General features: G+C 64.9%; 20 protein-coding genes. 2 read left to right on the top strand and 18 right to left on the bottom strand.

The features are described 5' to 3' along the window. Nucleotides 1-24: 24 nt before the first annotated feature. The 12 genes from der to AB7F11_RS08580 all read right to left on the bottom strand — a co-directional run bounded on the left by der (nt 25) and on the right by AB7F11_RS08580 (nt 12,498). Nucleotides 25-1,359 carry a ribosome biogenesis GTPase Der gene (der, locus tag AB7F11_RS08635; protein WP_428289786.1) on the bottom strand — a complete coding sequence of 445 codons (1,335 nt, stop codon included), beginning with the start codon at nt 1,357-1,359 and terminating at the stop codon, nt 25-27. After that, nucleotides 1,356-2,510 (bottom strand): outer membrane protein assembly factor BamB, encoded by a 1,155-nt coding sequence (gene bamB, locus AB7F11_RS08630; RefSeq protein ID WP_428289787.1) that lies wholly within the window; start codon nt 2,508-2,510, stop codon nt 1,356-1,358. Before bamB ends, der begins: the two co-directional genes overlap by 4 nt. Nucleotides 2,511-2,523: 13 nt before the next feature. Then, complete coding sequence (locus tag AB7F11_RS08625; RefSeq protein WP_428289788.1) at nt 2,524-3,189, bottom strand: YfgM family protein; 666 nt, start codon at nt 3,187-3,189, stop codon at nt 2,524-2,526. An 83-nt stretch (nt 3,190-3,272) separates the two neighbouring features. Further along, nucleotides 3,273-4,586, bottom strand: a complete 1,314-nt coding sequence (gene hisS / locus AB7F11_RS08620; RefSeq protein ID WP_428289789.1) for a histidine--tRNA ligase — start codon at nt 4,584-4,586, stop codon at nt 3,273-3,275. 14 nt (nt 4,587-4,600) lie between these two features. Continuing rightward, nucleotides 4,601-5,881 (bottom strand): flavodoxin-dependent (E)-4-hydroxy-3-methylbut-2-enyl-diphosphate synthase, encoded by a 1,281-nt coding sequence (gene ispG, locus AB7F11_RS08615; protein WP_428289790.1) that lies wholly within the window; start codon nt 5,879-5,881, stop codon nt 4,601-4,603. A gap of 2 nt (nt 5,882-5,883) precedes the next feature. Next, a complete protein-coding gene (locus AB7F11_RS08610; RefSeq protein ID WP_428289791.1) occupies nt 5,884-6,771 on the bottom strand; it encodes a helix-turn-helix domain-containing protein in 888 nt (295 codons plus the stop codon). Further along, nucleotides 6,764-7,624 carry a type IV pilus biogenesis/stability protein PilW gene (pilW, locus tag AB7F11_RS08605; RefSeq protein ID WP_428299926.1) on the bottom strand — a complete coding sequence of 287 codons (861 nt, stop codon included), beginning with the start codon at nt 7,622-7,624 and terminating at the stop codon, nt 6,764-6,766. Before pilW ends, AB7F11_RS08610 begins: the two co-directional genes overlap by 8 nt. Beyond that, nucleotides 7,621-8,766, bottom strand: a complete 1,146-nt coding sequence (gene rlmN, locus AB7F11_RS08600; protein ID WP_428289793.1) for a 23S rRNA (adenine(2503)-C(2))-methyltransferase RlmN — start codon at nt 8,764-8,766, stop codon at nt 7,621-7,623. Before rlmN ends, pilW begins: the two co-directional genes overlap by 4 nt. Nucleotides 8,767-8,773: 7 nt before the next feature. Continuing rightward, complete coding sequence (ndk, locus tag AB7F11_RS08595) at nt 8,774-9,199, bottom strand: nucleoside-diphosphate kinase (protein WP_428289794.1); 426 nt, start codon at nt 9,197-9,199, stop codon at nt 8,774-8,776. Nucleotides 9,200-9,302: 103 nt separating this feature from the next. Then, the gene (locus AB7F11_RS08590) at nt 9,303-10,676 is read right to left on the bottom strand and encodes a pseudouridine synthase (RefSeq protein WP_428289795.1); all 1,374 of its coding nucleotides are present in this window, start codon (nt 10,674-10,676) and stop codon (nt 9,303-9,305) included. Next, a complete protein-coding gene (scpB, locus tag AB7F11_RS08585) occupies nt 10,642-11,346 on the bottom strand; it encodes an SMC-Scp complex subunit ScpB (protein ID WP_428289796.1) in 705 nt (234 codons plus the stop codon). The genes AB7F11_RS08590 and scpB overlap by 35 nt, the downstream gene beginning before the upstream one ends. Before the next feature lie 195 nt (nt 11,347-11,541). Next, nucleotides 11,542-12,498: an RluA family pseudouridine synthase gene (locus AB7F11_RS08580; RefSeq protein WP_428289797.1), complete on the bottom strand. Its 957-nt coding sequence runs from the start codon at nt 12,496-12,498 to the stop codon at nt 11,542-11,544. A gap of 110 nt (nt 12,499-12,608) precedes the next feature. Here AB7F11_RS08580 and AB7F11_RS08575 point away from each other — a divergent pair, with 110 nt between their 5' ends. Continuing rightward, the gene (locus tag AB7F11_RS08575; protein WP_428289798.1) at nt 12,609-13,412 is read left to right on the top strand and encodes an outer membrane protein assembly factor BamD; all 804 of its coding nucleotides are present in this window, start codon (nt 12,609-12,611) and stop codon (nt 13,410-13,412) included. Here AB7F11_RS08575 and AB7F11_RS08570 read toward each other — a convergent pair. Continuing rightward, entirely contained in the window at nt 13,375-15,426 is a 2,052-nt protein-coding gene (locus tag AB7F11_RS08570; protein ID WP_428289799.1) for an ATP-dependent DNA helicase, read from the bottom strand. The two genes, AB7F11_RS08575 and AB7F11_RS08570, sit on opposite strands and share 38 nt — an antisense overlap. Nucleotides 15,427-15,574: 148 nt before the next feature. Here AB7F11_RS08570 and AB7F11_RS08565 point away from each other — a divergent pair, with 148 nt between their 5' ends. Next, nucleotides 15,575-16,333, top strand: coding sequence for a PP2C family protein-serine/threonine phosphatase (locus AB7F11_RS08565; RefSeq protein ID WP_428289800.1), 759 nt, complete (start codon nt 15,575-15,577; stop codon nt 16,331-16,333). A 3-nt stretch (nt 16,334-16,336) separates the two neighbouring features. Here AB7F11_RS08565 and zapE read toward each other — a convergent pair whose 3' ends face one another. From zapE to AB7F11_RS08540, 5 genes are all read right to left on the bottom strand, one after another. After that, complete coding sequence (gene zapE / locus AB7F11_RS08560; protein WP_428299925.1) at nt 16,337-17,434, bottom strand: cell division protein ZapE; 1,098 nt, start codon at nt 17,432-17,434, stop codon at nt 16,337-16,339. A 10-nt stretch (nt 17,435-17,444) separates the two neighbouring features. After that, nucleotides 17,445-18,872: a dihydrolipoyl dehydrogenase gene (lpdA, locus tag AB7F11_RS08555; protein ID WP_428291568.1), complete on the bottom strand. Its 1,428-nt coding sequence runs from the start codon at nt 18,870-18,872 to the stop codon at nt 17,445-17,447. Between the two features lie 63 nt (nt 18,873-18,935). Further along, nucleotides 18,936-20,204 (bottom strand): 2-oxoglutarate dehydrogenase complex dihydrolipoyllysine-residue succinyltransferase, encoded by a 1,269-nt coding sequence (gene odhB, locus AB7F11_RS08550; protein WP_428291569.1) that lies wholly within the window; start codon nt 20,202-20,204, stop codon nt 18,936-18,938. A 27-nt stretch (nt 20,205-20,231) separates the two neighbouring features. Further along, entirely contained in the window at nt 20,232-23,123 is a 2,892-nt protein-coding gene (locus AB7F11_RS08545) for a 2-oxoglutarate dehydrogenase E1 component (RefSeq protein ID WP_428291570.1), read from the bottom strand. Nucleotides 23,124-23,306: 183 nt separating this feature from the next. Further along, nucleotides 23,307-23,681, bottom strand: a complete 375-nt coding sequence (locus AB7F11_RS08540) for an ArsR/SmtB family transcription factor (protein ID WP_428291571.1) — start codon at nt 23,679-23,681, stop codon at nt 23,307-23,309. Nucleotides 23,682-23,731: the final 50 nt, after the last annotated feature.

The raw sequence follows: 23,731 nt of genomic DNA, 5'->3' as shown, positions 1-23,731 counted from the left end.
AGAACCTCAGGTAACCGGAAATTCTTATTCCTTGAAGGGATTGGCCGAGGTCTTGAACTCGATCCGCAGGGGCGTGCCCACCAGGTCAAAGGCCTTGCGGAAGCGCCCTTCGAGAAAGCGGCGGTAGGCGTCGGGCACGTGCTCCAGTGAATTGCCATGAATCACGATCACTGGCGGATTCATGCCACCCTGGTGGGCGTAGCGCATCTTGGGCCGGAACATGCCACTGCGCGTGGGCGCCTGGAAGGCCACCGCTTCGAGCAACAGACGTGTGAGCACCGGGGTGGACATTTTGCGCATGGCCGAGGCATGCGCCTGGGCTATGGATTTCCAGACTGGGCCAAGGCCCTGGCGCTTCTTCGCTGAAATCAGATGCATCGAGGCGAACTTGAGGAAGGCCAGGCGGGTTTCGACCTGGCGCTCGATCTGTTCGCGCTGGTAGGCGTCGACCGCGTCCCATTTGTTGATGGCCAGCACCACGGCGCGGCCACTCTCCAGGATGTAGCCTGCGATGTGCGCGTCCTGATCGGTCACACCCAGGGTCGCATCGAGCAGCAACAACACGACGTGAGCGTTCTCGATCGCCTGCAGCGTCTTGACCACCGAGAACTTCTCGATCGCCTCGAACACTTTGCCCTTGCGACGGATGCCGGCGGTGTCGATGAGCTCGAACTTCTGTCCACCGCGCTCGAAGGGCACGGCGATGGCATCGCGGGTGGTGCCGGGAAGATCGAAGGCGACCAGGCGTTCCTCACCCAGCCAGGCATTGATCAGGGTGGACTTGCCCACGTTGGGACGGCCGGCCACGGCCAGGCGGATCACGCCAGCCTCTGCTTCAGGTTCATCTTCGTCTTCTGGCGGCAGGCCTTGGATGCGCTCGAGCGCGGTCTCCAGCACGGAGCGAATGCCCTGGCCGTGTGCGCTGGAAGCCGGCAGCACCTCACCCAGGCCCAGCTCGAAGAACTCCACCAATTGAAGGCCCTGGGTCATGCCCTCCGCCTTGTTGGCCACCAGCACGGTTGGTTTGCCCAGGCGGCGCAGGTACTGGGCAATCTCGTGGTCCTGCGCGCTGATGCCGGCGCGCGCATCCACCACAAAGATCACCACGTCGGACTCGGCCACGGCCTGGCGGGTCTGCTTGGCCATTTCCTTGTAGATACCCTCGCTGGCCTCGGGTTCGAAGCCGCCGGTATCAATGACGATGTACTCGCGCCGCCCGAGTCGGCCGTTGCCGTAGTGGCGATCGCGGGTGAGGCCTGCAAAGTCCGCCACGATCGCATCGCGCGTGCCGGTGAGGCGGTTGAACAGGGTGGACTTGCCCACATTCGGGCGACCCACCAGGGCGATGACGGGCTTCACTGGGGGCGCCAGGCGTAGACGCCGCCATTGCGCGTCTGCACCACCAGCGCATTGCCTGCCAGCACGGGAGCCGACAGGATGGGCGAACCATCGGTTGTCAGGCGCGTCATCTCGCTGCCGTCTTCGCGTGAAATCAGGTGCACCAGGCCCGCTCCGTCGCCCACGGCCACCACACGACCCAACGCCAGCGGCGCGCTCAGATCGCGGTACTTGAGGCGGTCCACGCTCCAGGCGGGTTCGCCGGTGCCTCGCTGCCAGGCCTGGAACTTGCCATCGGTTTCAGCGCCAAACACCAGCCGGTCGTCGCCGTGCAAGCCCGTGATTCCACGTGAGGTTCGGGTCCAGGTCAAGGTTCCACGAGTCGCGTCGACACAGCCCACTGCCGCACCATAGGCACGCACGCAGACGCTGCTGCCGATGCGGCTGGCGGGACCGACGATGTCGACCAGCCGCTCCACCTCGTTGGTACCGCGTGAGGTGGCCACGGGGGCCTCCCAGCGGATCACGCCATTCAGCGGATTCAGTCCGACAAGCCGCCCTGAAAGCCCGGCCACCAGCATGTCGCCCACAGCCAGCAGCACGCCGCTCTGGCTGAGCACCAGCGGTTCGGCCGGACGGGTCTGGCTCCAGAGGCGCGCGCCATTGGCGCCATCAAATGCGATCACGGTGCGGTCGGCGGTGAGCACAAAGACACGCTTTCCCGCGACCAGGGGGGCGGTAAAAGCGCGCGCCGGCAGGCGCACGCGCCAGAGTTCGCGCCCATCGGCAACCGCCACGAGTTCGTTTTCCCGTGTGACGACGGCAGCGGTCTGGCCATCGGAGCCCACGCCCGCGGCGATGCGGGTGGAGAGGTTCAGGCGCCAGACGTCCCGACCGTTGGCTGCATCGAGCGCAGCGACCGTGCCCGACTCGCTGGCCACGAACACACGATCCGACGCCACACGGGGCACGAGCGACGCATGTCCCGCCCCCACCTGGGCAGACCAGGCCACGCTGGTGCCCATCAGCGCCGCAACGGGCGCCAGCTCGGTCGGCCTGGGCTTTTCAGGACCCGAGGAACAGGCCGCCAGCAGAACGGTCAAGGTGAGGCCCCACACGGCCATCGTGTGGCGCCCCAGGGGTTGGAAGCGAAAGTTCGGGCAGGTCTGCATGGCGTTCAGGGGTTCAGGGCGCAGTGGAGGTCAGGCTGGATACGTTCACGCCCAGTGCGGCGAGCTTCACCTCGACCAGGCGGCGGTATTCGGTACGCTCTCCCAGGGCCTTCCAGGCATTCTGGTATTGCCCACGGGCTTCGTCGGGCTTGCCTTGAGCCATGAAGATGTCGCCTCGGCGGTCGGCCACCAGTGGTTCGAACGACTTGGGGACAGGGGCTTCGAGTGTCTTGAGTGCCTGATCAAAGGCTTGCGCCTCCAGGTCGAGTGCGGCCAGCCTCAGACGCGCCACGGCTTGGTAAGAGGCGTCGCCCGATTTCTCGGCCGCCCAGGTCAGTGCCGCACGCGCCTTGTCGGCTTGCCCGGCGTCAAAGAGGGTCTTGCTTGCGAGCAGGGCCGCCTGGCTGGCAAAAGTGGTGCCGCCAAAGTTGGCCTGCATGTCGGCCAGCGCGCGCTCCATGCGCTGCGCGTCCTTGGCCACTGCAGCGCGATCGACTTCGTCGTACAGTGCCGCCGCCTTGACTGCCTGATTGCGCTGCCACCAGTTCCAACCGTTCCAGGCCGCGAACGCGCCGAACACGACGATCAACACCCAGCTGATGAGGTTGCCGTAACGGGTCCAGAAATGTTTGATCTGGTCGAGCTGTTCCTGCTCTTCGAGGTCGAGGTGTTTGGCCATGGTGGATATCGAGCTGCGGGTCGTGCGCCGAATGCGCAACGGAGCATTGTAGGCGGGCGGGCGAGCCACCCAGAGGATGGACGTCAGGGCTGACGAAGGCGTGCAGCCCACTCGGCCACCGACGCCAAAGGCAGCAGGCTCTGGGCCGCCTCGGACGAGGCGCCCTGCCCTTCGATGCGCGGCCCTCGCAAAGACTTGAGCGCCACCTGACCTTGCAGCATCTCCTGCTCGCCAAAGATGAGCGCGTGGCGCGCACCGCTGGCATCGGCCTTCTTGAACTGCGACTTCATGCTGCCCATGCCTTCGGATCCACCCGCATGCATCTGCACGCACACGCCATGGCGGCGCAGTGCGCGCAGCACCGGCATCACCTCGGGCACGCGGGCCACATTGGGCACCACCGCATAGGCGTCCGGGACAGGCTGCGCCGGCAGCCGATCCTGCTCCTTGAGCAGCTCCAGGATCCGCTCCATGCCAAGCGCCCAGCCCACGGCGGGTGCAGACTTGCCACCGATCTGTTCAAACAGGCCGTCGTAACGGCCGCCCGCACACACAGTGCCCTGCGAACCCAGCTGGGTGGTGACGAACTCGAAAACCGAGAGGTTGTAGTAGTCCATGCCGCGCACCAAACGAGGATTGATGCGGTAGGCAATGCCATGCGCATCCAGCAGGCCGCGCAGGCGGTTGAAGTGATCGAGCGACTCGGCGCCCAGATGATCCATCAGGCGAGGCGCGGCATTGACCAGCGCCTGCATGGTGGGGTTCTTGGTGTCCAGGATGCGCAACGGGTTGCTGTACAGGCGCCGCTTGGCCTCCTCGTCGAGCTCATCCGCATGCACCTCGAGGTAGGCGATGAGGGCCTGGCGATGAGCCAGCCGCTCCGGGGGTTGGCCCAGGCTGTTGATTTCCAGCTCGACGCCTTCGAGACCAAGCTCGGCCCAAAGGTCACAGGCCAGCACGATGAGCTCGGCATCCACATCGGGCCCGGCAAATCCCAGGGCCTCCGCCCCAAACTGGTGGAACTGGCGATAGCGCCCTCGCTGCGGCCGCTCATGGCGGAACATGGGACCCATGTAGTAGATCCGCTTGGGGCCGTCGTACAGCATCGAGTGCTCCAGCGCGGCGCGCACCACGCCAGCGGTGTTCTCGGGCCGCAGCGTGAGCTGCTCGCCATTGAGCCGGTCTTCGAAGGAATACATCTCCTTCTCGACGATGTCGGTCACCTCCCCCAGGCCACGAACGAAAAGGGCCGTGGGCTCCACGATGGGCGTACGCAGGTTGCGATAGCCGTAGCGGCGCATGAGGCCCCGAAGGGTGTCTTCGAGCCACTCCCAGTGCGCAGACGCGGGAGGGGCGATGTCGTTCATGCCTTTGACGGCGCTCAGTTTCTCTGCCATGTGCTTGGACCGGTTCAGGCAGTCGTGCCGAACCGCTTCTCGATGTAGTTTTCGACGATGGTCTGAAATTCGCGGGCGATGCCCTCGCCACGCAGGGTCATGGCCTTCTGCCCGTCAATGAAGATCGGCGCTGCCGGGGCCTCACCCGTGCCCGGCAGGCTGATGCCGATGTCAGCGTGTTTGCTTTCGCCCGGTCCGTTGACGATGCATCCCATCACCGCCACCTTGAGGCCCTCCACGCCTGGATAACGTGCGCGCCACACCGGCATGGAAGCACGGAGGTAGTCGTCAATCTGTTTGGCCAGTTCCTGAAAGGTGGTGCTGGTCGTGCGGCCGCACCCCGGACAGGCGGTGACCGAAGGCACGAAGGATCGCATGCCCAGAGCTTGCAGGATCTCCAGGGCGACCACCACCTCCTGCGTGCGCGCTTCACCCGGCTGCGGAGTGAGCGAAACGCGGATGGTGTCGCCAATGCCCTGCTGCAGCAGCACCGCGAGCGCCGCCGTGGAGGCGACGGTGCCTTTGGTGCCCATGCCGGCCTCGGTCAGGCCCAGGTGCAGCGCGTAATCGCAACGTTGCGCCAGCGCCTGGTACACGGCGATCAGGTCCTGCACCGCGCTGACTTTGCAGGAAAGGAAGATGTTGTTGCCGTTGAGCCCGATGCGCTCTGCGCGCCTGGCCGATTCGATGGCCGAGGTGATCAGCGCCTCGTACATCACCTGGCGCGCGTCCCACGGTTCGGAGCGGCTGGCGTTCTCATCCATCAGTCGTGCAAGCAGGTCCTGGTCGAGGCTGCCCCAGTTCACACCGATGCGCACCGCCTTGTCGTGACGCGCAGCGATCTCGACCATCTGTGCGAACTGGCGATCGCCTTTGTCGCCTCGTCCCACGTTGCCTGGGTTGATGCGGTACTTGGACAGCGCCTCGGCACAGGCCGGGTGGTCGCTCAGCAGCCGATGGCCGTTGTAATGAAAATCACCAACGAGAGGAACTTCGACACCCATGCGGTCGAGTTGTTCACGGATATAGGGAACCGCCCTGGCCGACTCGTCGTTGTTGACGGTGATGCGCACCAACTCTGAACCCGCCAATGCCAGTTCTTTGACCTGGATCGCGGTACCCACTGCATCGGCGGTGTCGGTGTTGGTCATGGACTGCACGCGCACCGGCGCATTGCCACCAACCGTCACTCGGTTGGCCCCCCAGGCCACCACACCCTGCCGCGAACGTCGGGGCTGAGCAAGGGACAGCGGGATGGGTTCGCAGGCGCCGACAGATCGAACAACGTCGTCCATGGTCACTTCACCTCGAATCGCGCCACGTTGTTGCGGGCGATGGCGTTCACGTCGAATGGCCGGCCACGCACCGTGACCCGGGCCGACTCGGCACGCCCAAGCACCACGGAATACGGGGGGGCACTGGAGAAATCCACGGCATCACCCGCCTGAAGCATGCGTTGGATGACCACGTTGCCCGATCCGTTGGTGACCTCCACCCACGACTCGCCGGTGGCAGCGATCGTCAACAAGCTGCCCGCTGCGGCAGGCTCTGTGGTCGCGGGCGCTGCGGCGGCATTCGGTGTGGCCGGCGCAGCGGGTGCGGGCGTTGCGTCAGCCGCTGGCGTGGCAGCAGCCACTGCCTCGGATGGGATGCCAGGTGCCACAGCGGGCTCCTGCGGCAGCGGTGCGGCAACCGGCTCCGCAGCGGCCACCGGCTCCACCGGTGAAACCACGGTGTCGGCGCCCACCGCAGCGGCAGGAGGCTCCTGGGCGCGCGGCAAAAACACGATGACCAGGGCCCCAAGCAACAGCACGATGGCGGCGAGCATCGCTGGGCGGGAGAGCCAGGACAGGGGATTGACCGGCGCAGGATCGCTGGCTGGTTTGAAAGGCGCATTGATTGCATGACGTGAATCACCCAGTTCGGGCGCCACGCCTTGAGGAATCTGCTCCAGGATGGGTGCGGGGTCAACCTTGAGCTGGCGACAGGCGCTGGACGCCAGGGCACGCGCGAACGTGAGGTCGGGCAATTCGTCGTAGCGCCCTGCTTCGAGCGCCTCGAGCTTGCGCACCGGCACTTTCAGCGCAGCCGCCAGCGCGGCGATGTGCAAGCCGGCCGCTTCGCGGGCGGCACGCAGCAGCACGGGTCGGCTCGCCGCTTCCGGCGCGGTCAGGGCGTCATTCATCGAAGGCCCCCCGCTGGTAGGACGCCCATTCGCGGGAATCGGGGTAGCGGCGACCCAGTTGCTGGGCAAGCTGGCGCATGGCCTCGGTGTTGCCCACCCGGCGCTCGACCTTGATGCCCAACCACAAGGTTTCTGCGTTCGCCAGATCGGAGTTGTTCAATCGGCGAATGGTGAACTGCGCCTTCTCGTTCTCGCCGCGTCGAAACTGCAGCGCGGCCAGGTTGTAGGCGGTAATGGGATTCCCCGCGTCAAGCTCATAGGCACGCGCCAGGCTGCCTTCGGCTTCGGCCAGCTGGCCGGCGCGCACCTGACACACTCCCTTGGCCATCAAGGTCTTGGCCTGTCCGCCGTACACCGGACTGGCCATCGCTTGCTGGAACAGCTCGATCGCCTGCGCATAGCGCCCTTGCTGGCAGGCAAACAGGCCGTAGTGGTGCAGCACATCGGGATCTCGCGGATTGAGCTGCTGGGCCCGACGGAAGCTTTCCTCGGCCAGCGGAATCTCGTTCATGCGCGAATACACCAGGCCACGCAGCATGTAGGCCGACGCGTAGGTCGGGTCGGCGGCCAGCGAGAGCTTGATCTCGTCAAGCGCCACCGTGGTCTGCCCTTGTTCGAAATAACCCGCAGCGAGTTCCAGGCGGATTCGCGCCCGTTTTCGAGCCTCGGGCTCATCGGATTCCGTGAGCGGTTCGGCCGTTCGGCCCACGGAAGGCCCCGACATGCCCGCTGCGCCGGGGTTCTGAGCACATCCGGACAGCAGGGCGAACATAGTGAGCGCGAGCAGCAGAGCAAGCGGCCAGGGCAACCAGGAACGGGAACTCGGGTCGGAGATGCGGAGCGCTTGGGTCATGCCTGCCTTTCCTTGCGGACGATGCGAATGGGTGTAGCCGTTGACTCTCGACGCTGTGCCAGACGGCTGGCAGCGTTGGTGCGGTCCAGCACGTCGCCTGCCAGTTGACCGCACGCCGCGTCGATATCGTCACCCCGGGTCTTGCGCACGGTGGTCACCACCCCTCCTTCGTTAAGGATCTGGCCGAATCGCAGCACCACGGGACGCGGCGAACACGTCAGACCTGAATCGGGAAACGGATTGAAGGGAATCAGATTGATTTTGCACGGAACACCGCGTGTGCCATGTCCCTGGATCAAAGCCAGCAACTGGCGGGCATGCTCGGGCTGGTCGTTCACACCATCGAGCATGCAGTATTCAAAGGTGACGAAGTCGCGCGGTGCGGCAGGCAGGTAGCCCAGGCAGGCGTCGAGCAATTCGGCGATGGGGTACTTGCGGTTGAGCGGCACAAGGTCGTCGCGCAGCGCATCATTGGGCGCGTGCAGCGAAACCGCCAGCGCCACTGGACAATCCTGAGCCAGCCGCTCGATCATGGGCACCACGCCAGAGGTGGACACGGTCACGCGCCGACGGGAGAGACCGTAGCCATGGTCGTCGAGCATGACGCGCAATGCAGGTACGAGGGCGCCGTAGTTTTGCAGAGGCTCCCCCATGCCCATCATGACCACGTTGGAAATGACCCGTTCGGCGGTCTTCAGGTGGCGGCGCAGGAAGCGTTCGGCATGCCAGAGCTGCGCAACCATTTCGCCAGTGGTGAGGTTGCGCGAAAAACCCTGGTGGCCAGTGGAACAGAAGCGGCAACCGACGGCACAGCCCGCCTGGGAGGAAATGCACAGCGTGCCTCGGTCGTCTTCAGGGATGAAGACCGTTTCCACGGCGTTGCCGTCACCCACGTCGAACAGCCACTTGATGGTGCCGTCGGTGGACTCCTGGCGTGACAGGACCGGGAGATCGGCGATGGTGCAGATGCCGGGCAGTTTCTCGCGCAGGCTGCGGGCGAGGTCGGTCATGTCGGCGAAATCCGCCGCGCCCTTCTGATGAATCCAGCGAAACAACTGGACCGCGCGAAAGCGCTTCTCGCCCAGCTGCTCGCAAAAGGCGGCCAAACCCTCAAGATCGAAGTCGAGCAGGTTGGCCGTCATGACATGATCAACGCGAGTAGACGTTGAGACCGGCAAAGAAGAATGCCACTTCTGCGGCGGCGGTCTCGGGCGCGTCGGAGCCATGCACGGCATTGGCGTCGATGCTGTCGGCGAAGTCGGCGCGGATGGTACCGGCGGCTGCCTTCTTGGGGTCGGTGGCCCCCATCAGGTCGCGATTCTTGACAATGGCGCCTTCGCCTTCAAGCACCTGAATCATCACCGGGCCGGAGATCATGAAGTCGACCAGGTCCTTGAAGAAGGGACGGGCCTTGTGCACGGCGTAGAAGGCTTCGGCTTCACCACGCGAGAGGTGAGCCATACGGGCGGCCACAACCTTCAGGCCGGCGGCTTCGAAGCGGGCGTAAATCTGGCCGATGACGTTTTTGGCGACGGCGTCGGGCTTGATGATCGAGAGGGTGCGTTCGATGGCCATGGAAATCCTGAAGTTGTTGGGTCAATCAACCGAGGTAAGAGACACCTCGCAAAGCCCATGATTCTACCTCGGTCGGGCCAGTGGGGTGGGCCAGTTGCGGAGCTCAGCGGCCACCGGAGCGACCGCCCCCGCCACCCCCACCACGACGGCGCCCTCCGGGAGGAGGCCCTCCTCGGCCGGCGTTCTGCTCGCGACGTCGTTGCAGGGCGTCCTGGCCGATGTAGCCGAAGGAGGTCTTCATGGGATCAGGCTGCGCCTGGCCGGCACCCTGGCCCTTGCCGGCGACCTTGCCTCCTCGACCCTTGCCCTTGCCACCCTGCCCTGCGGGGGCTCCACCCATGCCGTAGCCGCCGGAACGCCGATCATCAAAACCTGGGCCTTCCGACCGGCTGCCCGGCGGTTTTCCCTGGCCGCGCGTGGCCTGACTCCGGCGCATCGGCTGCTGCGTCGGATGCCGTCCGGGCGTACGCGGTCGCTTTGCGGCGCTGTCGTCGCCCTCCGGCATGCCTGCCGCAGCCGTGAGACGCCCAATGTCACGGTCGTCGAGCTCGACCCAGGCGCCGCGCTTGAGACCCCGCGGCAGCATCATGGCCCCGTAACGAATGCGGATGAGGCGGCTCACGGCATGGCCGACAGCCTCGAACATGCGGCGCACCTCACGGTTGCGGCCTTCGCCGATCGTGACGCGGTACCAGCAGTTCGCGCCCTCGCCGCCACCGTCCTCGATGGAGGCAAACTGGGCCATGCCGTCATCAAGGCGCACGCCATCGAGCAGGCGCTGCTTTTCTTCGTTGGACAGGGCCCCGAGCACGCGCACGGCGTACTCGCGCTGCAAACCGAAGCGAGGGTGCATCAGCCGATTGGCCAGCTCGCCCGAACTCGTGAGCAACAAAAGGCCTTCGGTGTTGAGATCGAGCCGTCCAACCGACTGCCACTTGCCCTGCAGGAGGCGTGGCAAACGCCGGAACACTGTGGGACGGTTCTGGGGATCGTCGTGGGAGACCACCTCGCCCGCCGGCTTGTGGTAAGCCAGCACGCGCGGTGGTGGAGGCGTCATGCGTACGCGCACTGGCTTGCCATTGACCTTGATGGTGTCTCCGAACTGGATGCGCTGGCCGATGTGGGCCGGCTCGCCATTGACCGAGATGCGCCCCTCCAGGATGAGCTGCTCCATCTCCAGCCGCGAGCCCATGCCCGCCTGAGCCAGCACCTTGTGCAACTTGGGCGATTCGGGCTGGGCGCTGAGCACCCGTTTGGTGGGCAGGGGCAGATCCTGTTCCTGCTCGGCATCAAAGGCTCCACTGACAACGTCGTCAAAGCGCAGCGCCTCCAGCCCGGAGGCGTGTGCAGCAGCAGACTTGTCGGCGGCTGGCACTGGCGCGTTCAGCGGCGAGGGTGCAACGGCTTCGGCACCGGCCTCCCGGCCCGCCTCGGCGTCGGGATCAGGTGGCAGGGAGTGGGGATTCGCCGGGTTCATGGGGTTCCTGTAAGGAGTTTTCCTGCGCCGGCGGATCGCTGGCGGGAGTGGCGGCGTCAGACGCCAGGTCTGCGGGCTCGGACGCGTCGTGGAGGTCGGGTTGCAAGCTGGCCGAGAGTGTGTCGAAATCCAGCCGATCCAGGGCAGACTCCTGGACATCACTGCCTTCGAGCGGCGGCAACTGATCCAGCGAGGCAAGGCCGAGGTCGTCGAGGAACTGGCGGGTGGTGGCGAACAGCGCAGGGCGACCCACCGTCTCCCGATGCCCGATCACTTCGATCCAGCCTCTGTCCTCAAGCTGTTTGATGATCAGCGAGTTGATGGTCACACCCCGGATGTCTTCCATGTCGCCCCGCGTGACGGGCTGGCGATAGGCAATGATGGCCAGCGTTTCCATGGTGGCGCGGCTGTAGCGCGGTGGTTTCTCGGGATGCAGGCGATCGAGGAAGGGACGCAATTCGGGCCGGCTCTGGAAACGCCAGCCCGTGGCCACCTTGACCAGCTCCACCCCGCGCCCGGTCCACTCGAGCTGCAGATCGGCCAGCAACGACTTGAGCGTGTCGGCAGAAACTTCGTCATCGAACAGCGTGCCGAGTTCGCGCACCGACAGCGGCTGGGGTGCGCAGATCAAGGCCGTCTCGAGGACGCGCTTGGCATCCGTGGTGTTCATGGTGTCGGTCGGTCAAAAACCGGCTAGCCGCCGGGACGGTACAGGAAGGCGTCGGGTCCGCTGCGATCACGGTGGCCACGGTGACCGGGGTCTCGGATCGACGGGGGACAACCAGTTGCCGAATCGGGCAACGCCAATGGGTTTGTGGGATCAGGAGAGCCAGCGCCGCCGCGAGGTCTGCGGCGGGGGCGGCGATCAATCCAGAAAACCGCTGGCCACTCGATCTTCATTGTAGCGGAGGCCACATTCGGCCATGGCAGAGCGCATGTCCAGGGGCGGAGTGCTCCGGAAGTCGAGGGCGGCACCGGAGATCGGGTGCCGCAGCCGCAGACGCGCTGCGTGCAACGCCTGATGGTTCATGCCCCACTGGACCCGCCCCCCATACAACGTGTCGCCCACCAGGGGATGCCCCATCCAGGCCATATGCACACGAATCTGATGGGTTCGACCGGTGTGGAGCTTGCAGGCCACCAGGCACGCCTGGTCCGATCCGTCGATCAGGCGCACCGTGGTCTGCGCCGATTTCCCATTGCCACTGTCCGCCCGCACCACCGCCATTCGCAAGCGGTTGTTCACGTCGCGACCGATGGGTTGGTCAACACCCCGTTCCAGGAAACCCTGCCAGCGACCGTGCGCGAGGGCGAGGTATTGGCGGTTCACGTCGCGGGCGGCAATGGCGCGCACGAGGGCCTCCATGGCCTGCCGGCTCTTGCCCACGAGCATGAGGCCCGAGGTGTCCTTGTCCAGTCGGTGCACGATGCCGGCGCGAGGCAGGCTGGCTGCGCCGGGGTGGTAGGCGAGCAGACCGTTGAGCAAGGTGCCGTTCCAGTTTCCGGCGGCGGGATGCACCACCAGGCCTGTCGGCTTGTCGATGACCAGCAGGTCGGCGTCTTCGAAAACCACGTCCAGTGCCATCGGCTGAGGCACGAACGCTTGCGCCTGCTGAGTGGGGCGAAGCTCCACCATCAGCCGGTCCCCTGCGGCAATGCGCGCTGCGGGCTTGCGCAGCGGCGCTTCCCGAAGCACGACGGCGCCGTTGGCCATGAGTTGCTGGAGGTAGGAACGCGAGAACTCGGGGATCAGCGCCGCCAGGGCGCGGTCGATGCGCCAGCCGTGCATGTCGGCGGGCACGTCGCAGACGCGGGTCTCCACTTCAGGAGCGAGCTCGTCAACAAGCCCCTGTGGCGAACCTTCAGGCACATCCCCCGCCGATATAATTTGCGTTGCCAAACCCATTGTCCCGTTGTAAAGGTGCATCCTTGATGCTTAGTTTCAGATTATCGGCTGTGTCCTCCTGTGTGTTGGCAGCGGCGCTGGTGTTGTCGGCGTGCAGCACGAAGCCCGTGGACGAGACGGCCGGCTGGAGCCCCAATCGCATCTACAGCGAAGCCAACGAAGAGCGTTCGGCCGGCAACTACGAGAAGGCCGTGACACTGCTGGAGAAACTCGAAGGACGCGCAGCGGGCACGCCGCTGGCGCAGCAAGCCCAGCTCGACAAGGCCTACACGCACTACAAGGCCGGCGAACAGGCGCAGGCTCTGGCCGCTCTGGACCGTTTCCAGAAGCTCCATCCCACCAGCCCGGCCATGGACTACGCGCTCTACCTCAAGGGCCTGGTCAGCTTCAACGACAACCTCGGCCTGTTCGGTTCGCTGGCACGGCAGGACCTGTCCGAGCGGGACCAGAAGGCGGCCAAAGAGTCGTTCGAGGCATTCCGCGAACTCGCCAGCCGCTTTCCCGACTCGCGCTACAGCCCGGACGCCCGTCTGCGCATGACCTACATCGTGAATTCGCTGGCGCAATACGAGGTACACGTGGCGCGGTATTACCACACCCGCGGCGCCTATGTGGCCGCCATCAACCGCGCGCAGTCCGCCCTGACCGACTACACCGACGCACCTGCGCTGGAAGAAGCTCTGTTCATCATCGTGCAGTCCTACGATGCGCTGGGCATGACCCAGCTGCGCGACGATGCGCGGCGCGTGATGCAGGCCAGCTACCCTCGCAGCGAGTACCTGAGCAAGGGCTTCAAGTCGGCGGACAACCCATGGTGGAAGCTCTGGTAAGCACCAGCGCATCGAGCGCCTCGGCCATCTCGGTCTCGTCCCACAGCCGGCGCATGACCGGCAAGGCCGCCAACAGGCGGTTGCCGTAAGAGCGACTGAGCAGCCGACGATCTCCAATCACCAGCACCCCCCGGTCTGATTCCGCCCGGATCAAACGACCGGCGCCCTGCTTGAGGGCCATGGCAGCCTCGGGCAGGAAACCATCGGTAAAGGCATTCAACCCGCGCGCTGCCAGTTGGCGCGCCCGTGCTTCCATCAGGGGATCATCGGGCGGAGGAAACGGCAGCTTGTCGATCACGAGCAGTTGCAGTGCATCGCCTGGCAAGTCCACGCCTTCCCAGAACGATGCCGAAGCCACCAGCACCGAGGGCTCCCTCGCTGTGCGAAAACGATCGAGCAAGGCCCGCCGGGATCCACGCCCCTGCGCCAGCACCTGCAATGGCGCGCAACCGCCCTGCGCAATCAACTCCGCCAGACGCGCAGCCATGCGATCTGCCGCACGCAAGGTGGTGGTGAGCACCAGGGTGCGGCCACCCAGGCGAGAGGCCCAGCGCGCCACGGCTTCGGCCAGCGCCGGCGTGTGGGTTTCATCGCTCGGCTCCGGCAGATCTTCGGGCACATACAGCGCGGCTTGCACCGCATGATCGAACGGGCTGGGAACCTGCAGGGCCCGCAAGGCGGGTAGGTCCGTCAGACCAAGGCCGCCGGTGAACCAGTCCAGCTTCTCTTCGGTGCCCAGCGTGGCGGAAGAAAAAATCCAGCTTTGCCCACCTGGCGCATCCGGTCCCAGCAGCGCGCGAAACACGGTCGAGCTGTCGGATGGAGAGCGAACCACTCGCCAGGAACGCCCTTCGCTCCACTCCACCCAACGCACACCCTGCCCTTCGGCCTGGCCCGTGAGGAGCTCGCGCCACAGCCCTCGCATGGCCTGCGCTCGCTGGTACAGCCTTTCCAGTTCGGCACTGGCTTGGGCGGTGGCCTGCAGTGCCTGCACGATGGCCGCCAGCGCCACCTCCAGGCTGGTCACCGCATCGGTCCAACGCGCCGCATCCACGCCCTCGGGCGACGAGCCCGGCCAGCGGCTGCGCTGTGAGGCCACGCGCGGCATACTCAGGAATGCCTTTCCGGCCTGCTCCAGGCTGAGGGCGAGATGGGCCCAGGGCCGCTGGCCGCGCGCCCATTGCGGCCCCTGCAAGGCCAGGTCGTGCGCAAGTTCGCGCAACGGAGCAGACCCGATGGCCCGGCCCAGAAAGCCAATGCCCGTGTCGTTGAGCTGATGGGCTTCGTCGAAGACGATCACACCGGTCGTGGGCAGCAAGGTGGCTACACCCGTTTCACGCATGAGCTGATCGGCAAAAAAGAGATGGTGGTTGATCACCACCCAATCGGCCTGCAGGGCTTCGCCGCGCGCTCGATGGACATGGCAATCACGCAGGCGCGCACAGGCGGCGCCCAGGCAGTTTTCACGCGTCGAGGTGATCATCGGCCGCAAGGGCGAGCGTTCGTCCAGGCCATCGAGCTCGCCGAGATCACCGCTGCGCGAATGCCGGGCCCATGCCATCACCCGTGACAGGGAGGCCGCCACGGCGGGGTCGCGCAGTCCTCGGGCCGCAGGTCCATGCAGCGCCTGTTCCAGCCGATGAAGGCACACGTAGCTGGATCGCCCCTTGAGCAAAGCCACACGCACCGGCACGCCCAACGCGTTGACCACGGCGGGAATGTCGCGCGTGAAGAGCTGGTCTTGCAAGGCCAGGGTCGCGGTGGACAGGAGGGCGCGTTGCCCGCTGAGCAGCAGGGGCACCAGGTAGGCGAAGGTTTTGCCCACGCCCGTGCCGGCTTCCACTGCCAGGTGCTCACCCGCCTCGATGGCGCGAGCCACCGCCAGCGCCATGTCGCGCTGCCCGGGCCGTGCGCGCAGCCCGAGCCCGGCACGACTCAGCGCGCCATCGGCGGCAAACGCCGCCGCGACCCCGGTTTCCAGTGTGTTCAGAGTGCCTCCGTCGGCGCCACGCATCGTCCACGGTGGACAAAGTCACAGGCGGCGCATTGGCGCTGTCCAGCGGCGCCAGTTGTCACGCGTTTGATGATAGGCTGGACGCGCTTGCGCCATCGCCGGCGATCACTTTTTCTTCTGCACACCCTACCGACCGTTTCAACGCCACATGTCCAAAGGCTACCGCATCCAGGCATCCACCGGCATCCACCGGGGCGACCGCGACTACCAGCAGGATCAGGTCTGCCTGCTGCACCATCCGCGCCACGGCAGCTGCATGCTGGCCGTGCTGGCCGACGGGATGGGTGGGCGCAGCGGGGGGCGCAAGGCCTCGGACCAGGTGATGCTCACCGCGCGCCAGTTGTTCGAGCGCTACGACCCCGAGACCGACGACGCCGGTTCCCTGCTGCGCCAGATCGTCGAGGAGTCGCACCTGGTGATCAAGCTGACCGCCGTGTCGGCCGAACAGGAGCCTCACAGCACCATCGCCGCGTTCCTCATCAATCCCGGAGGCGACAGCCATTGGGTGCATGCGGGCGATTCGCGCATCTACCACTTCCGCAACGGCAAAATGATCTTCCGCACGATGGATCATTCCTACGTGCAGACACTGGTGAACCAGGGCGAGATCAGCGAAGAGGAAGCGCTTGACCATCCGCACGCCAACATCCTCATGGGATGCCTGGGGACCGAAAACGATCCACCGGTGGACATTCACGTCGTGCCGCAACTGCACCCGGGCGATGCGCTCATGGCGTGCAGCGACGGTGTTTGGCACTACTTCACCCCGGAAGAGCTCTCCAGCACCATCGCCATGCTGTCACCGCGCGAAGCCTGCGAGTTCCTGATCCAGAAGGCGCGCACGCGCGCCAAGGGCATGGGCGACAACCTGTCGCTCACCATCGTGAAGCTCGAGCCCCTGGGTTAGTGCTCAGGTCAGTCCGGTGTCCACCAGCCGGTGCTCCAGCGCCAGAAATTCCGCCGACTGCATTTCGCCCAAGCGCGAAACCGTGCGCGGGAATTCGTGCGACATGGGACCTTCCAGGTAGAGTTCCTCGGGCGGCACGGCGGCTGACATCACGAACTTGACCCGTCGGTCGTACAGCACGTCCACCAGCCAGGTGAAGCGACGCGCCTCCGAGGCCTGCCGCACCGACATCTGCGGCACGTTGGAGAGCATCAACGTGTGGAACTGCGTGGCGATCTCCAGGTAGTCGTTTTGCGAGCGGGGGCCACCGCACAGGGTTCGAAAGTCGAACCAGATCACGCCACCGGCGCGGCGCAAGGCATGGATCTGGCGCTCCTCGATGTGCATGACCGGGTCCTGATCACCGACCTCGGCCAGTTGCGCGAAGGTCGCCTCCATCGCCGCATCGGCCTGTGGACCCAGCGGGCAGTGGTAGAGCTGGATGTGCGTGAGCGTGCGCTGGCGGTAGTCGGTACCGTTGTCCACGCTGATGACTTCAAGCCGCTCCTTGAGCAGCGCAATGGCTGGCAGGATGCGGTCTCGGTGCAGACCGTCTGGGTAGAGATGGTCGGGGTGGAAGTTGGAGGTGGTGACGAAGCCCACACCGGCCTTGAACAGCGCATCCAGCAGACGGTGCAGGATCATGGCGTCGGTCACATCCGCCACATGGAACTCGTCAAAGCAGATCAGCTTGTAGCGCTTGGCGATGCGCGAGCCCAGTTCGTCCAGCGGGTTGACGGTGCCCTGGAGTTCGCGCAGCTCCCGGTGCACCTCGCGCATGAACTCATGGAAGTGCAGGCGTGTCTTGCGTTTGAGCGGAACCGCTTCGAAGAAGCACTCCATGAGGAAACTCTTGCCGCGCCCCACCCCACCGTGCATGTAGACGCCGCGCGGAATCTCCGGGTTGACGAAGAGCTTCTTGAGCGAGTTGGAGCGGCGCTGCTTGTACGTCGCCCACTCTGCCGCGCACCGCTCCAGCGCATCCACCGCGCGCTCCTGCGCCGGGTCGGACGTGTAGCCGCGCTCCCGGAGCACGGCCTCGTAGGTGCTGCGGACGCTCAAGATCGCCGGGTCAGAAGTTCAGCGTGCGCTTGTCCACCGCCAGGGCGGCTTCCTTGGTCGCCTCCGAGAGCGAGGGATGCGCATGACAGATTCGCGCGATGTCTTCGGCGCTGGCCTTGAACTCCATGGCCACGACGGCCTCGGCGATCAGCTCCGATGCCATGGGCCCCACGATGTGGACGCCCAGGATTTCGTCGGTGGTAGCGTCGGCGAGGAACTTCACCATGCCTGTGGTATCACCCAGCGCGCGTGCGCGGCCATTGGCCAGGAACGGGAAGGTGCCGGCCTTGTAAGCCACACCATCGGCTTTGAGCTGTTGCTCCGTGCGGCCGACCCATGCAATTTCAGGACTGGTGTAGATCACCCATGGAATGGTGTTGAAGTTGACGTGTCCATGCTGGCCAGCAATGCGTTCGGCGACGGCCACACCCTCTTCCTCGGCTTTGTGCGCAAGCATGGGCCCCCGCACCACGTCACCCACGGCCCACACGCCCTTGAGGTTGGTGCGGCAATCGTCGTCCACCAGGATGGCACCGCGCTCGTCGAGCTGCAGGCCCACGGCCTCGGCGTTGAGGCCGATGGTGTTGGGGACACGGCCGATGGAAACGATGAGCTTGTCGGCATCGACGGCCTGCTCTTCGCCCTTGGCGTTGGTGTAGGCCACGCTCACACCCTTTTTCCCGGCCTTGACTTCGCCCACTTTCACGCCGAGTTCAATCTTCAGGCCCTGCTTGTCGAACGCCTTCTTGGCTTCCTTGGCGATCTGCTGGTCCACAGCCCCCAGGAACGTAGGCAGGCCTTCAAGGATGGTCACGTCCGAGCCGAGTCGGCGCCAGACCGAACCCATTTCCAGGCCAATCACGCCAGAGCCGATCAACACCAGCTTCCTGGGCACGGCACCGACGCGCAATGCGCCGTCATTGGACAGCACGGTCTCTTCGTCGAACGGCACACCCGGCAGTGCTCGCGCGTTGGAGCCGGTGGCCACGATGACCTGCTGCCCCGTGATGAGTTCTGCGGCAGCACCGGCCACCTGGATCTCGTAACCTGCCTCCACCGCCTTCACGAACGATCCCCGGCCATGGAAGAACGTGACCTTGTTCTTCTTGAACAGGTAGAGGATGCCGTCGTTGTTCTGCTTGACCACCGAATCCTTGCGAGCAAGCATTTTCGTGACGTCGATCTTGACGTTGCTCGCGCTGATGCCGTGGTCGGCAAAGTGGTGGTTGGCGTGGTCGAAATGCTCGGACGACTGCAGCAGGGCCTTGCTGGGAATGCAGCCCACGTTGGTGCAGGTGCCGCCCGGGGCGGGGCCACCGGCGGCGTTTTTCCATTCGTCGATGCAGGCCACCTTGAAGCCGAGCTGGGCGGCGCGAATGGCGGCGATGTAACCACCGGGGCCGCCGCCGATCACGACGACGTCAAATGCTTGGGACATGTTGTTTTCCTGAATTCAATGGGCCAACGCCCCTGTCGGGGCGTTGGCGGGAAGGCTTGCCGATCAGATGTCGAACAGGATCCTGGCGGGGTCTTCCAGCGCCTCTTTCATGGCGACCAGACCCAGCACAGCCTCGCGACCATCAATGATGCGGTGGTCGTAGGACATGGCCAGGTAATTGATCGGGCGGATCACGATCTGACCGTTCTCCACCACCGGCCTGTCCTTGGTGGCGTGCACGCCCAGGATGGCCGACTGCGGAGGGTTGATGATGGGCGTGGACAGCATGGAACCGAACGTGCCACCGTTTGAGATGGAGAAGGTGCCACCGGTGAGGTCGTCCAGGCCAATCTTGCCGTCCTTGGCCTTCTGGCCGAATTCGGCGATCTTCTTCTCGATATCGGCAAAGCTCATCTGGTCGGCATTGCGCAGGATGGGCACCACCAGACCTCGGGGCGAGCCCACGGCAATGCCGATGTCGAAGTAGCCGTGGTAGACGATGTCGTTGCCGTCCACCGAGGCGTTGATGATCGGGTACTTCTTGAGCGCATGCACTGCCGCCTTGACGAAGAAGCTCATGAAGCCGAGCTTCACGCCATGTTCCTTTTCGAACTTTTCCTGGAACTTCTTGCGCATCTCCATCACCGGGGCCATGTTCACTTCGTTGAACGTGGTCAGGATCGCGTTGGTCGATTGCGACTGCAGCAAACGCTCGGCCACACGGGCGCGCAGGCGGGTCATGGCCACGCGCTCCTCCGGGCGGTCGCCCAGGTCGGGTGCCACCACTGGCACCTGGGGCAGCACCCTGGCCGGCGCGCCAGTGGGAATGGCCACGGGCGCGGCCACCGCCTTGGGCGCGGGAGTGGCGGTTGCACCACCGGCCACGGCGGAGAGCACGTCGCCCTTGGTCACGCGACCGTCCTTGCCGGTGCCAGGCACCGAACCAGAGGCCAGGTTGTTGTCGGCCATGAGCTTGGAGGCTGCGGGCATGGCCACGCCGGCCTTCGACTGCGAGAGCGCAGCGGCTGCGGGCGCTGCGGCTGGAGCCGAAGGCGCTGGTGCGGCAGCCGGAGCCGCAGCACCCGCCACCGCCTCGGTGTCGATGCGCGCGATCAGCTGCTCGGCCGCGACGGTGGCGCCATCGGCCTGCACCAGCTCGACCAGCACTCCGGCGGCGGGGGCAGGCACTTCAAGCACCACCTTGTCGGTTTCGATTTCGATCAGGATTTCGTCGATAGCGACGGACTCACCAGCCTTTTTCTTCCAAGTCAACAGGGTGGCCTCGGCCACCGATTCGGAGAGTTGCGGGACTTTGACTTCTACGATTGCCATTTCTTTTCCTGGGTTGTGCGTTGCACGTCACTTGGTGAGGATGAAGCCCTTGAGCTTGCCGAACGCGGCTTCGATCAGCGTCTTTTGCTGCTCCTGGTGCAGGTGGGCATATCCCACCGCAGGAGAGGCAGACGCCGCGCGGCCGGCGTAACCGAGCTTCTGGCCTTCGAGCATGTTCTCGTGGATGTAGTGCTGCACGAAGAACCAGGCGCCCTGGTTCTGTGGCTCGTCCTGGCACCAGACCACGTCGGTGGCGTTGGGGTACTTTCGCATCTCGGCACCGAACACCTTGTGCGGGAAAGGATAGAGCTGCTCCACGCGCAGGATGGCGACATCGTCCGAGCCGCGCTCCTCGCGCTTCTTCACCAGGTCGTAGTACACCTTGCCGGAGCAGCAGATCACGCGCTTGACCTTCTCGGCCTTCTTGATGACGTCGGCATCGTGCTCGGGAATGACGGTCTGAAAACCGCCCTTGGTGAATTCGGACAGCGGCGAGGTGGCGTCCTTGTTGCGCAGCAGCGACTTGGGCGTGAAGATGATCAGCGGCTTGCGCAGCCCGCGAATCATTTGACGGCGCAGCACATGGAAGATCTGGCTGGCCGTGGTTGGCTGCACCACCTGCATGTTGGTGTCGGCCGCCAATTGCATGAACCGCTCCAGTCGAGCCGAACTGTGCTCCGGACCCTGGCCTTCGTAGCCGTGCGGCAGCATCAGGGTGATGCCGTTGACGCGGCCCCACTTGACTTCACCCGAGGCGATGAACTGGTCGATCACCACCTGCGCGCCATTGACGAAGTCGCCGAACTGCGCTTCCCAGATCACCAGCGTGTTGGGATCGTTCGACGCATAGCCGTACTCGAAGCCCAGCACAGCTTCCTCGGAGAGGATGGAGTCGATCACCACGAACGGTGCCTGGTTGTCGGCCACGTTCTGCAGCGGCACGTAGATGCCTTCGTCGTACTTCTCGCGGTTCTGGTCGTGAATCACGGCGTGGCGGTGCGTGAAGGTACCGCGGCCGCAGTCTTCACCCGAAAGCCGCACCGGGAAACCGCTGGCCACCAGCGAGGCAAAAGCCATGTGTTCGCCCATGCCCCAGTCCACCGGGATTTCGCCGCGGCCCATGGCTGCACGGTCGGCATAGACCTTTTTGACGAGCTGGTGCGGGGTCACGTTGTCGGGAATGGTCGTGAGGCGATCCGACAGGCGTTTCCACTCAGCCATGGGGATGGCGGAGTCGGCGTTGTCGGTCCACTTCTTGCCCAGGTAGGGGCTCCAGTCCACCGCAAACTTGCTCTTGAAGTTGGTCAGCACCGGATCCACGGTGTGACGCCCTGCGTCAAGCGCGGCGCGGTAGGCCTTCACCATGTCATCGCCGAGCGTTTCACCCAGGCCCTGAGCGGCCAGTTTGTCGGCGTACAGCTTGCGGGTGCCGGGGTGAGCCGCGATTTTCTTGTACATCAGCGGCTGGGTCAGGCTGGGCGTGTCCTGCTCGTTGTGGCCGAGCTTGCGGAAGCACACGATGTCGACCACCACATCCTTCTGGAAGGCCATGCGGAACTCCAGCGCGAGCTGGGTGGCGTACACCACGGCTTCGGGGTCGTCGCCGTTGACGTGCAGCACCGGCGACTCGATCATCTTCACGACGTCCGAGCAGTACAGCGTCGAGCGGCTGTCGCGCGGGTCGGAGGTGGTGAAGCCGATCTGGTTGTTGATGACCAGGTGTACCGTCCCACCAGTGGTGTAGCCACGGGTCTCGGCCAGCGCCAGGGTCTCCATGACCACGCCCTGCCCGGCAAAGGCGGCATCGCCATGCACAAGCACCGGCAGCACCTGCTTGCCCAACGGGTCGCCACGGCGGTCCATGCGGGCGCGCACCGAGCCTTCGACCACCGGGTTGACAATCTCCAGGTGCGAGGGGTTGAAGGCAAGCGACAGATGCACCGGACCGCCAGGGGTGGTCACGTCCGAGCTGAAACCCTGGTGGTACTTCACGTCACCGGCCGGCAGTTCCTCGGGTGCGGTGTGATCGAACTCGGCAAACAGGTCCTTGGGCATCTTGCCCAGGGTGTTGACGAGCACATTGAGGCGGCCACGGTGCGCCATGCCGATCACGATCTCCTGGATGCCAACCTGACCCGCCTGGCGGATCAGTTCGTCCATGGACGCAATGAAGCTCTCGCCACCCTCAAGCGAGAAACGCTTCTGACCCACGTATTTGGTGTGCAGAAAGCGTTCCAGGCCCTCTGCAGCGGTGAGCCTGTCAAGGATGTGTTTCTTTTTTTCTGCGTTGAAGGCGGGCTTGGAGCGCGTGACCTCCAGGCGCTCCTGCCACCAGCGCTTCTGGCTCTGGTCGGTGATGTACATGTACTCGGCACCGATGGAGCCGCAGTACGTTTCACGCAGCGCGTTCAGCAGTTCGCGCAAGGACATGGTTTCCTTGCCGAAGAACGTGTTGCTGGTGTTGAACACGGTCTCGAGGTCGGCGTCTGAAAAGCCGTAGAACGAGAGTTCGAGTTCCGGGATGTGGTCGCGCTCGGCGCGTTTCAGGGGATCGAGATCGGCCCAGCGGGCACCGACGTTGCGGTAAGCGGCAATGAGCTGCTGGACGGCGACGCGCTTGCGTCCCAGGTCGGAATCGGCGCCTGTCGCCACGACGACTTTGGTGCCGCCCTGCTTGGCGCGTTCGGCGAAAGCATTGATGACCGGCTGGTGAGGGACGTCGCGAGCATCGGAGCCGTCAACAGCGGGGACATGTTGCAGCGCGTCGAAGTAGCCGCGCCAGTTGTCGGGCACGCTGCCCGGATTTTCGAGGTAGTTCTCGTACATCTCTTCCACGTACGGCGCGTTGCCGCCGAAGAGATACGAGTTGCCTTTGTAGGCAACGTAAACGTTGCCCCCGTTCGATGGGGTATCGCTCATGAATCCGCTGACCTCCGTTTCCCTTCGGGAAACATTAGCTGGTTAAGAAAACCTCCCGCGGCACGGCTGAACCGTTAGGCGGATGCGACAGTGACTGTGGAAGGACCTGACTGCAACCAAGGATTGTGCCACCTTGGCGAAGAACAAGGGAGAAGAATGCGCTTTGTTTGTTTCAAATGTGCGTCAGGATGCAACGCGAGGCGAGAGCCGCTCGGACGCCGGCACCGAACTGGGCTCGTCCATTTCAATGGCGATCTGCGTGCAGACCGTGCGGCACAGGGTGACGGCCTTCTCGCTCTGCACGCGGTAGATCACCTGCGTGCCTTCCTTGCGCTTGGCCAGCACGCCGGCGCGGTAAAGAAGATTCAGGTGCTGCGACAGATTGGGCTGGGTCGTGTCGATCTCCTGCAACAGCTGCGAGACGGACTTCTCACGATCACACAACGCACTGAGGATGCGCAGGCGCATGGGCGTGGCCAGCACCCCGAACAGCTCGGCGGCCAGCTCGAACACCCGCACCTTTTCCACCTGCCCTGGGGTCTCGATCATTTGGTCCATGGCGATCTTCGCTAGTGTCTATATAAGCATGAATCATACTTATAAAGACC

Source organism: Hydrogenophaga sp., from assembly GCF_050250835.1.
GTDB lineage: Bacteria > Pseudomonadota > Gammaproteobacteria > Burkholderiales > Burkholderiaceae_C > Hydrogenophaga.
Note: the sequence above shows the minus strand (reverse complement) of the source record. Positions and strands in the feature narration are given on the sequence as shown.